The organism is Desulfosalsimonas sp. (genome assembly GCF_055149105.1).
In genome coordinates this window covers 61,965-72,754 of the sequence record NZ_JBSRLA010000010.1, presented here as the reverse complement: position 1 = coordinate 72,754, position 10,790 = coordinate 61,965, and the positions used below count along the sequence as shown (strand labels likewise).

The window sequence follows — 10,790 nt, the reverse complement described above, 5'->3', positions numbered from 1 at the left end:
CAAGATCAAGGCTTGCGCAATTTCGAAGAATGCAGCGTACTTAGCCGTACGTGAAATTCTGAGAAATTGCGCGTAACGCAGATATTGGACTTTTACGGCGCCATCACTATTGGATAAAAGACATGACCCGGGCCACATACTGCCGGGTCTCATCATAGGGCACCCGGCCGTTAAACCGTTGGACCGTCCCTGGTCCGGCATTGTATGCGGAAAGGGCCTTTTCCAGATTGTCCCCGAAAAGCTGCAGCATTTTCTTTAAATACCGGGTGCCGGCGTCAATGTTTTCCCTGATGTCAAACGAATTTTCAACACCCAGTTCACGGGCGGTTTCTGGCATCAGCTGCATGAGCCCCCGGGCGCCCGCAGTGGAAACCGCGTCGGGATTGAAATTGGACTCCGCCCGGATCACCCCGGCAATCAGATCCCTGGGCATGTTATGCCGTTGTGCGGCCAGATCAATGGCATCTTCGATGACCCGGCGCTGATCTCCCGGAAGATTGGAAGCCGGTACATCACCGGAGCCATAGGCTTGATATAAAGCAAAATCCGCGCCACGACCACCGGGGCCGGCGGCATGGGCGGAAACATCATCCCCATCCCAGGTAATCTCCTTTGTCCGGGGGTCCAGAAAAACTTTAGTTCCCTCGGGAATGCGGGTATAAGGTTTGTTCTGATTCTGCCCTGAATGGATGATTTTCCAGCAATCACTTCCATGGTCTTTATGATCGGCCAGAAGATGGGACACTGTGGGCTGATCACGGGTAATCGTGCCCAGATGAACCGGCTGCCGTGCTTTTGCCGACTGCCCGTAAGCACTTTGTTCCAGCATCTGGTCAAACTGCCGGGCAAAGGCGCTGCCCTGCCCCGGGTCGGCCTGTGCCGGCTTTTGGCTGAATCCGGCTCTCAGATTGTCTGTATGATAAATCTGCATGTTCATCCAAGTGTTAAAGTTTACCCCTGATAGGGATCATATCGGCCGCTGTGGCCGATACTTTATCTCTGAATTGCAAAAATGACAGAAAGAGAATAAAATTGGGAAATGACAAATCATGCGGGAAACACCTTTTTTGTCATTTTAAATCAAAGGAAACACATTTATGAACCAGAAAACAAATCCGATTTATCTGGATTACAACGGCACCACTCCCCATGACCCGGAAGTGATTGCCGCCATGCGGCCGTTTCTGGAAACCGAATTCGGCAATCCTTCCAGTTCCCACTGGTACGGCATTGCCCCGCGCAGGGCCGTGGAAACCGCCCGCCAACAGGTAGCCGGCCTTATCGGCTGTCTGCCCGGGGAAATTGTTTTTACCAGCGGCGGAACGGAATCCAACAACCACGCCATTATAAGCGCAGCCAGACTCATGCGGGACAAGGGCCGCCATATCATCACCTCCCGGGTGGAGCATCCGGCAGTGCTGGAAGTCTGCGGTTTTCTGGAAAAAGAGGGATTTTCCGTCACCTACCTGCCGGTTGATCCAACCGGCAGGGTGTCGGTGCAGGCCGTAAAGGACGCCATCTGTTCCGATACCATCCTGATTTCCATCATGCATGCCAACAACGAGGTGGGCACCATTGAACCCATAGAAGAAATCGCCGCCGCAGCCGGTCAGGAAAACATCCTGGTGCATACGGACGCGGCCCAGTCTGCGGGCAAAATTCCGGTGAACGTGGATGACCAGGGGGTTTCGCTGTTAAGCATTGCCGGCCACAAACTTTATTCGCCCAAGGGCGTGGGGGCTTTATACATCCGCAGGGGCCTGCACCTGGAGCCCTTCTGCCACGGCGCCGGCCAGGAGTCGGGACGCCGGGCGGGCACTGAAAACGTGCTGGAAATCGCAGGTCTGGGAAAAGCCTGTGAAATTGCCGCACAGAACCTGAAAACCAACTCCGCGCACATGGAAAAGCTCCGGGACCGCCTCCAGGCCGGACTCACAAAAGCAATTGATCCTGTCCGGGTCAACGGCCATCTGACCCACCGGCTGCCCAACACCCTGAGCATATCGTTTTGCGGCCTTGAAGCCAACCGGATACTGGAGGAAATCGGCCTTGAGGTGGCGGCCTCAGCCGGTGCGGCCTGTCACGCAGACACTGTTTCAATCTCCCACGTGCTGGCGGCCATGGGTCTTGAAGAAAATTGCGCCAAAGGAACACTACGTTTCAGCACGGGCCGGATGACAACAAAAGATGAAATTGACCGGACACTGGAAGTGGTGACGGCAGCAGTAAAAAGACTTCAGACAAATGCCTAAAAATTTTTCACCCCAAAACAATCCTCCATGGCTTGCCCGCTGGATGGATGCCAACAAAGTGACCCTGTGGGGTGCGGCAAATCTCGACGGGTTCAGCACACCCCCGAACAGCAATGATAAGCCCTTTGCCTTTGCCGTTTCTCTGATTTTTCCCATGAATCCGCAAATCATGGCCGGGATCCAAAACGGACCCAACCAAGCCTATGCAGACGAATATGCCCGGGTAAACCAAATAATCAATGAAATATCGAAACAACTGGCAGAGAAAATCATCTCCAGGGGATATTCGGCAAAGCCGCTGGCGGCATCGGTTCGTTCCGACCCGGTCCATATCCGGGCCGATTTCCCTCACAAAACTGCGGCCACAAGAGCCGGCCTGGGCTGGATCGGCCGTCACTGCCAGTTGATCACCCGCCCGTTTGGCTCCTGGATCCGGCTGGGAACGGTTTTCACGGACATGCCCCTGTCATGCGGCCCAGCCCTGGAAAAAAGTTTCTGCGGCACCTGCATGAAGTGTGTCAGGGCCTGCCCTGCAGGCGCATTGACCGGCACGGCATGGCATCCGGGCGTGGGCCGCGATGCGATACTCGATGCCGCCGCCTGTGATACCTGGAAAAAAAAGCATTTTTTTGCCTACCACAAGGGTCATAACTGCGGGATCTGCTCCTCGGTCTGCCCGCATTCTGTAAAAACACTGAAAAATGACCGGTTTTCCGAATTCAGACGGTTTTAAGATGCCGTCTTTGTTCAAGGGGCAGGGTAAGGTTTGGATTTTTTCTGATCCGCAGCGTCTGCATCAGATAAACCAGCACGAAAAGACCGATGGCAGCCGCATCTATGATAAAAATGGAAATTTCCAGGCCGGTAATTCCCGGCACCACCCGGGGAAACAGCAGGATAATGGTGCCAACGGCTGCCAGAATCCATTCAGCCACATTGGTGGCGCATTTGAAATACCCCATTGTGACCATGGAAAAAGAAATCGTACCCAGTATGCAGGTCAGAAAGGTCATGAAAATTTTGAGTCCGGAGGCGTTTAACAGCAAGCCCGGGGAATAGGCGAATAAAAACGGTACAATATAAATCATTTTCGCAAACTTGAAAGCGGTCCAGCCTGTTTTCCACGGATCCGAATTGGCAAGGGCGGCCCCGCTGTAGGCCGCAAGGCATACCGGCGGGGTAATGTTGGAATCCTGGCTGAACCAGTATACGATCATGTGCGAAGCCAGCAGGGTCCAGGCCGCAGCTGTCTGGTTGGTGAAGCCGAGTTCGGTAACCGTGGAAACCCCATAATGATGCATGGCAAGCATACTGCTCATTGCCGGCACGGCCAGAACCGCCACGATGAGATACGATGCGGTCACCGGAACACCCATGCCCAGAACCAGGCTGGCAATGCCGATAAGCAGAATGGCGATTGGAAGGATGCCTCCGGAAAGATTGAAAATCAGGTCGGAAAACCGAAGCCCGATGCCGGTAAGTGCAATGGAGCCGACAATAATGCCGATCACGCCAACGGTTGCCCCGATGACAAGCGTGTTTCTGGAACCTTCCAGCAACGCTTCCCAGATCTGCCTGGGGCCCATTTTTTGGTCCTTTGTAAACCAGGATACCAGGATACAGGAAAGGGTTGCGAGCACTGCCGCATATCCCGGGCTGTAACCCATGAGCATAAGGGCCACGATGACCACCAGCGGCAGGCCCATGAACCACTCCTTTTTCAGGATTTCCCTGACCCCGGGCTGATCCGGCTCCACGATGCCGACAATGCCGTGTCGCTTGGCCTCGAAATGGACCATGACCAGTACAGCCAGAAAATACAGAAATGCGGGGAAAATCGCCATTTTCATTATGGTCACATACGGGGTTCCGGTCATTTCCGCCATCAAAAATCCGCCGGCACCCATTATGGGCGGCATGAACATGCCGCCCACGGATGCAGCAGGTTCAATGGCACCGGCAACATGGGGTTTGAAGCCTGCTTTTTTCATCAGCGGGATGGTAAAGGCACCCGTGGTGACGGTGTTGGCAATGGCGCTTCCGGAAATAGAGCCAAAAAACCCGGAGGCCAGCACAGATACCTTTGCCGGCCCGCCGGTTGTCCTTCCGGCCAGGGCCATGGGCAGATCCATTAAAAACTGCCCTGCCCCGGATTTTTTCAAAAAAGATCCGAAAAAAATAAACAGAATCACATACGTGACCAGCACGCTGGCCATGATGCCAAAAACACCCTCCTGCTTTAAATACACGTGATTGACAATGCGCTCAAAAGAAAACCCCCGGTGGGCAATGGCCTCAGGCATGTACTGGCCAAAGTAGCAATACAGAAGAAAAGCCGCTCCTGTCAGGGTCAGGGACCACCCCAGCACCCTGCGGCAGACTTCCAGGGAAAGAAAAATGCCCAGGGTGCTGACAATAAAATCCAGGGTGGTTTCATTTCCCATCCGGTAGTTCAGGGCTTCGAACTCCACAATCCAGTAGCCCACCACAAAAGCGGCCAGCACCGCAAGCAGCATGTCCAAAACAGACGGACGGTCCCTTCTTGACCTGCGGTGCATGGGAAACAGCAAAAAAACCAGGACAAAGGTAATGGCAACATAAACACCCCGGTGATACTGCGCGGATACGGGCCGGATGCCGGCTCCGTACATATAAAACAAAGCCATGAAAACCGACATGGCCGAAGTCAGGTAAAACCAGAAGCCGGAAAGAGATCGGGAGCCTTTTGTCTCTTTTGCCTGAAGCTCTTCGAGCCTTTTTGCATCAACGGTTTCCGGTGTTGTTGCACCTTCCTGGGTTTCCGGGGTCATTGCACATTCCTGTCTGTCCGGATGTCAGCAGCGGATCATTTACAAATCAGTCAACGGGTTTGAGTTCCGGCGGAATCTGCTCGCCTTTTTCTTTCCAGAACTTTGCCGCCCCTTTTGCAAGCGGCCTGGAAGCATTTTTGAAATTGTTTTCCAGCGACATTTCCTTGGCTGCCCCATGGGCCTGGCGCATGAACTCAAGTCCTTTCTCCGACCAGATCACCCTGGTGATGTTATAGACGATTTCATCATCAACATCAGCACGGGTTGTCAACAAAGTGGAGTCCTGGAAGGTTTGGCAATCCTTTTCCTGGTCCGGGTATGTACCGGCGGGAATGGTTGTGGGGGCGTATGCATAGGCGTCATAAAAACCGGTTTTCTCCGCATCAACACCCACGTCGATCAGGCGGATCCGGGTCTGGGTGGCCGCTTCAATCACCGAGGCGTTAGGATATCCGACCAGAACCCAGAAGGCCTCAATTTTTCCGTCCTGAAAAGCCGATGCAGCCGTGGAATAGCCCAGGAACTGTGGGTCGAAATTTTCCCACACACCGATATGGCGGAAAAACCGTTCAGCGGATGTGGCCGCACCCGATCCGGCGTTGCCCACTGCCACACGCTTGCCCTTCAGATCCATGGCGCTTTTGTAATCACTGTCCGCCCGGACCACGAGCTGGGCGGGCGCGCCGTAAAGGTAGCCGATGCATCGCACCTTGTCGTAAACTTTTTCATCCTGCGGCAGTTTTCCTTCTGCGCCCAGACCGATATCAACGGCATAGGAAATGCCGAAGTCAAAATCGCCTGAATGGACCCGGCGTACATTTTCCACAGATCCGCCCGACCCTTCCGGGGACAGCCGCAGTGAGCGCCAGCCGGAAACCGCTGCCCAACTTTTTTACCTCCAGGGCGCTGCCGATGGAAATCAGGGCCAGGGGAAGGGTGAGCATGGATACCAAAGAAAGCGTGTTGTCCGCAAACACCGGCAGCCGCAGATCGGATACAGAAAACCCAATACCGGCAATACAGGCCAGAATCAACGGATTGGTGGCAAGGGCACGGAGCAGATACCATGTTTTTTGCCCGGGCGGATAATCTTTTTCCGAAAACCAGATCAAAACCCCTACTGACAGCACATTGATCACCGGAATGATCAGCCCGATCAAAACCGCAAACAAAACAACGCCGGAATCGCCTGCTGCCTTGAGCATAACGGCCATGCCGATATAGGTATTAAACCGGTAACAGCTCTGGGAAAAACTGCCTGCCTGAAAAGCCCCCACTTTTCCGAAAACAATATAAGCGGTGCTCAGAACGAACACCAGCAGCACCGCTGCCAGCACAGCGGCAAACAAATAAGGGTCAAACCCGGCGGACGGATCACCTGTGCCGATTTTCCAAAACAGCATGCAGGGAAAGAAAATGAAATAAACCAGCCGGTCCGAGGCGTGAAAAAAATCCCGGCTCACAAATCCGGACAGCCTGAGAAGGCTTCCCAGAAAAATTACAGCAAAGACCGGAAACAGGGTGTTTAGAATCATATCATGGATTTAGCACCATTGCACTCGCATGTAAAATCCTTATTGCGCCTTTATGCCGCGTCATACCGGTTTTTGGGCAGCCATCGGCCCTGTTGCCGCCCCGAGCGGCTGGAGCCGGTCCACCCGCAGGGTGGCGGCGCCCCAGTTTTTTTCCACCACCCCGGAGAGCAAAAACGCCCGGCCGGATTGCAGGACATCGGCAAACCGGTCAAAGGCATCCGGAAAAAACGTGGTCTCCACCAGGCCGGTTTCGTCTTCAAAGGTGACAAACTCCATGGGATCGCCCTTTTTGGACAAAACCGTCTTGCCGGTGATCCGCCAGCCGGCAAAACGCACCCGCCGGCCCGCAGAAGCCGGAATATCAGCGGCTTTGATCGTATTTGCCCCTTTCAGGGCATGGGCAAAAAGGCTTATGGGGTGGCAATGGCATAAAAATCCGAGCACGGCAAATTCCCGGCGAAGCCGCAGCAACGCGTCTGCCTCGGGCAGATCCGGCATGGCCGCATCAGACGGGGCGGAAAACAGGCCGGCCGATTCTGCGCCGGGCTTTTTGGCCCGCGCCCGGGCGCAAAACTGCCACAGCAGAACCGCCCGGTTTTTTTCCGGATGAAACCGGTCCAGGGCGCCGCAGTGAATCAGGGCCCTGGCCTCGGTTTCATCCGGGTCCACCCGGTCAAAAAAATCCCGGGCACCGGCAAACGCCCCCCTGCCCTGCTCGCAAACAATGCGCCGGCAGGCGGCAAAAGACAATCCCTTTACAGACAACAGCCCGACGCGCAGTTTTCTTCCTTTCCCGGTCCAGGCAATCCGGCTTTCTTCCACATCCGGGCCCAGCACGGTCAGGCCCAGGCGCCGGGCTTCGGACACATAGGCAAAAGCAGAATAAAATCCGCCCTGATTGCTGATCACAGCGGCCATGAACTCGGCGGGAAAATGGGTTTTCAGGTATGCGGCCTGAAACGAGACCCGGGCATAGGATGCGCTGTGAGGCTTGCAAAAGCTATAGCCGCCAAAGCTCATGATCATGCGCCAGATGGCCTCCATATCCCCGGATGCCACCCCTCGCTGTTTGGCGCCTGCGGCAAACAGCTGATAATAATCCCCCAGATGGCGGCTGCGGTCTTTTTTGGACATGACCTTGCGCAGTCCGTCAGCTTCGGCATGAGAAAAGCCCGCCACGCAGACAGCCACCCGGGAGACATCCTCCTGGTAGACCATCAGGCCGTAAGTGTCAGTGAGCACGTCTGCGGCCAGCGGATGGATCGGCTTCCAGGCCCCGCCCCGGAGCCGGCGGAGATATTCCTGGATCACCTCGTTGGCTGCCGGCCGGATAATGGAGGAATGAATCACAAGATGGCTGAAATCGCCCATGCGGCTTTTTTCCTGCAAAAGGCGCATGGCCGGGCTTTCAATGTAAAAACACCCCATGGTCCGCCCCCGGGCCACCATCTGTCGGGTGGCGGGATCATCTTCCGGGACCCAGGCGTTTTCATCAATTTCTGCGCCGTTTTCCCAAGCCCCGGCCAGGGCGTCGCGGATCACGCCCAGGCTGCGGTTGCCCAACAGGTCAATCTTGACCAGCCCGGCGTCTTCCACCCCGTCCTTGTCCCACTGCAGAACCGGCAGCCCTTTGGCAGTGGTCTGCACGGGCGCGTAACTGTCAATGGCTTCCGGGGTAATGACAACACCGCCCGGATGCACGGACAGGTTCCTGGGAAGCCCGGCGATGCGTGAAGCTATCCGGAAAATTTCCGGCCAGGGCGGCGGCGGGTCCGCGGTCTTCATGCCCCGGGAGATTTCACGCTCGGTCATGCCCATAACCCGGGCGGTTTCCCGGATGGCCATGCGCGGGCCAAAGCAGACATGATTGGACACCAGGGCGGCACGGCCCGCGTATTTCTCCAGGACCCCGGAAATCACGGCATCACGCTCATCCCAGGCAAAATCCACGTCCAGGTCCGGCGGGTCCTTGCGGCCCGGGTTTAAGAACCGCTCAAAATAAAGATTGTGTTTGACCGGACAGACATTGGTGATGCCCAGGCAATAGGCCACCAGGGAGGCCGCACCTGAGCCGCGGCCGCAGGTGCGGGGACTTTGGCCGACAATATCGGCCACAATCAGAAAATAGCCGCAAAAGCCCATGGCGGAAATAATGTCGAGTTCATGGTCCAGGCGCCGGGTGACAGCCGGGGATAACTGGCCGTAGCGGCGCCGGGCGCCGTCATAGGCCGCCCGGCGCAGTTGTCTGGCTGCCTGCTCCGGGGGTGCGGATTCATACGGGGGCATCACAAGGCCGAAATCCGGCCCGGTAAAACCGATGCGTTCGGCAATGGCCGCGGTTTGTAAAACAGCCTGGGGGCATGCGGCAAACTGCCGCATGTATTGCTCCGGCGGGGCCAGAAAAGCGTCTTTACCGGCCGTATCCCGGGGTGCCAGGCGGCAGCGGGTGGTGTTTCCGGAAATGGCGCGCAATACCTGGTGAATCTCGAAATCCTCGGGCCGGTTGAAAAAACTGGCCGGTGCGGCCGCAAGGGGAATATCCAGACGCCGGGCGGTCCTGCACAGAAGATGGTCTGCGGGCAACGGGTGGCCAAACATGGCCGCCACCATGTCAAGATTTGCCGCATGGCCGGCATACAGGAGATCCGGATCTGAAACCAGCACCACCAGCCCTTTTCCAAAAGCGGCCAATCCGGTTGCCAGATCAAAATCCGAATTTGTGTGACGGCGGCTCAAAAGCCGGCACAACCCGGCATAGCCCCGGGTATCTTTGACCAGGCAGACCGCGCACCTGGACGTGGCCGGTTCCGTGATTTCAGCGCCTGTAATGGGGTGGATGCCGTGGCGTTGGCAGGCGGCCGTAAAAGCCCATAGCCCGCAAAGGTTGTCAGTGTCGGTAAGCGCCAGCCGGTCATGGCCCAGGGCCGCGGCATGGCCCACCAGGGCGTCCACGCCGGATGTGCCCTGCAGAAAAGAATAACCGGAATGCACCGCCAGGGGGATCATGGCTGCACGCCCATCACCCGGCCCGGGTACACCGCGTCATGGCCGAAACGCTGACGGATCCGGTCCACGGCCCCTGCCAGGGAATTTCTTTTTTCAATCCCCCCGGCCGGATCTGAAAACAATTGCCGCTGCACCTGGAAGGCAACCGGTGCGGGGCAGGCAAGATACAGGCAAAACAGGCGCACCCGGCGCACCCAGGCCTTGTGCAGAAGCCTGCGGGAAACCGCAAACAGAGTGATATCATCGGCTGCAGGGGGTTCCATGGCGGTCTGCCGGAAACAGCGCCGGCCGTCTGCATAGTCAATGGCCATCACCAGCCTGCGGGCGGCCCGGTTCCGGGATCGCAGTTCCTCGCCGATTTTTTCCACAAGCCTGTATAAAACCGCTTCTGCGGCAGACACGCAATTGGTGTCCGCACCCAGGCCGGAGGCCGCGGAAACCGCATCCGGGCTCTCACCGACAGGGGCCACGGGCGACGGATCAATGCCGCACACAGCGTCATGGATTTTTCCCGCGCGCCGGCCAACAATTACGGCCAGCTGCTCCGGGCTCAGCCCGGCGGCCTGGCCGGCGGTCATCAGGTTGAGTTCCCGAAGGCGAAAAAGATCGTCTCTGCTGATGCCCGGGATCAAATCCAGGCCCAGGGGCCAAAGAAAGCCGGCTTCATCACCCGGGGCCACCAGGTACTGCCCTGCCGGCTTTACCCGTCGCGTGGCCACCTTGGCCACCAGCTTGTTGGCGGCCACCGCCCAGGCCGGACAAAAACCCAGGTCCCTTTGGATCTGCCGGGCCATGTGCCGGGCCGCGTCCCGGGCCGGGCCGTGGAGCCGGCCTGTTCCCGTGACGTCCACAAACAAGTGGCCGTCCATTTCACCGGGCTCGATCAAGGGGGAGTACGGCATGACCCGGCGCACCACCCGGGCCATGGCCTGTGCGTAGCGCTGCGGCTGCGGGGCGAGCACCGCGGCATCCCGGCACCGGCGCCGGGCCTGGTATAAGGGCATGTTTTTTCTCACACCGGCCTGGTAGGCCTCTTCGCTCATGTCATAAACCCCGGCCCGCTGCCCGCCGGCAGGGGCGATGATCACGGGCCGGCCCTGAAGACGGGGCTCCCGGAGGCGTTCCACGGCCACGGCAAAATCAACGATATTCAAATGAATCACTTCCCGCTCAAAAACCCGGCCCAT

The 10,790-nt window shown here is 57.2% G+C and carries 8 protein-coding genes; 2 read left to right on the top strand and 6 right to left on the bottom strand.

The genetic code is table 11. The features are described from left to right. Positions 1-106: 106 nt before the first annotated feature. On the bottom strand, positions 107-931 hold the full coding sequence (locus tag ACTCIA_RS04015; RefSeq protein WP_463000516.1) for a lytic transglycosylase domain-containing protein: 825 nt from the start codon (positions 929-931) through the stop codon (positions 107-109). Positions 932-1,097: 166 nt separating this feature from the next. Between ACTCIA_RS04015 and ACTCIA_RS04010 the strand changes: the two genes are divergently transcribed. Both ACTCIA_RS04010 and ACTCIA_RS04005 read left to right on the top strand, forming a co-directional pair. After that, positions 1,098-2,252, top strand: coding sequence for a cysteine desulfurase family protein (locus ACTCIA_RS04010; RefSeq protein WP_463000515.1), 1,155 nt, complete (start codon positions 1,098-1,100; stop codon positions 2,250-2,252). 43 nt (positions 2,253-2,295) lie between these two features. Beyond that, positions 2,296-2,985 carry a 4Fe-4S double cluster binding domain-containing protein gene (locus tag ACTCIA_RS04005; RefSeq protein WP_463000514.1) on the top strand — a complete coding sequence of 230 codons (690 nt, stop codon included), beginning with the start codon at positions 2,296-2,298 and terminating at the stop codon, positions 2,983-2,985. Here ACTCIA_RS04005 and ACTCIA_RS04000 read toward each other — a convergent pair. The 5 genes from ACTCIA_RS04000 to ACTCIA_RS03980 are packed head-to-tail and all read right to left on the bottom strand — an operon-like array spanning position 2,972 to position 10,790. Further along, complete coding sequence (locus ACTCIA_RS04000) at positions 2,972-5,062, bottom strand: TRAP transporter permease (RefSeq protein ID WP_463000513.1); 2,091 nt, start codon at positions 5,060-5,062, stop codon at positions 2,972-2,974. The genes ACTCIA_RS04005 and ACTCIA_RS04000 overlap by 14 nt on opposite strands. 46 nt (positions 5,063-5,108) lie before the next feature. Beyond that, on the bottom strand, positions 5,109-5,888 hold the full coding sequence (locus tag ACTCIA_RS03995; RefSeq protein ID WP_463000512.1) for a TAXI family TRAP transporter solute-binding subunit: 780 nt from the start codon (positions 5,886-5,888) through the stop codon (positions 5,109-5,111). Continuing rightward, entirely contained in the window at positions 5,851-6,597 is a 747-nt protein-coding gene (locus ACTCIA_RS03990; RefSeq protein ID WP_463000511.1) for an AEC family transporter, read from the bottom strand. The genes ACTCIA_RS03995 and ACTCIA_RS03990 overlap by 38 nt, the downstream gene beginning before the upstream one ends. 60 nt (positions 6,598-6,657) lie before the next feature. After that, a complete protein-coding gene (locus tag ACTCIA_RS03985) occupies positions 6,658-9,603 on the bottom strand; it encodes a DNA polymerase III subunit alpha (protein WP_463000510.1) in 2,946 nt (981 codons plus the stop codon). Beyond that, positions 9,600-10,790: a DNA polymerase Y family protein gene (locus ACTCIA_RS03980; protein WP_463000509.1), complete on the bottom strand. Its 1,191-nt coding sequence runs from the start codon at positions 10,788-10,790 to the stop codon at positions 9,600-9,602. The genes ACTCIA_RS03985 and ACTCIA_RS03980 overlap by 4 nt, the downstream gene beginning before the upstream one ends.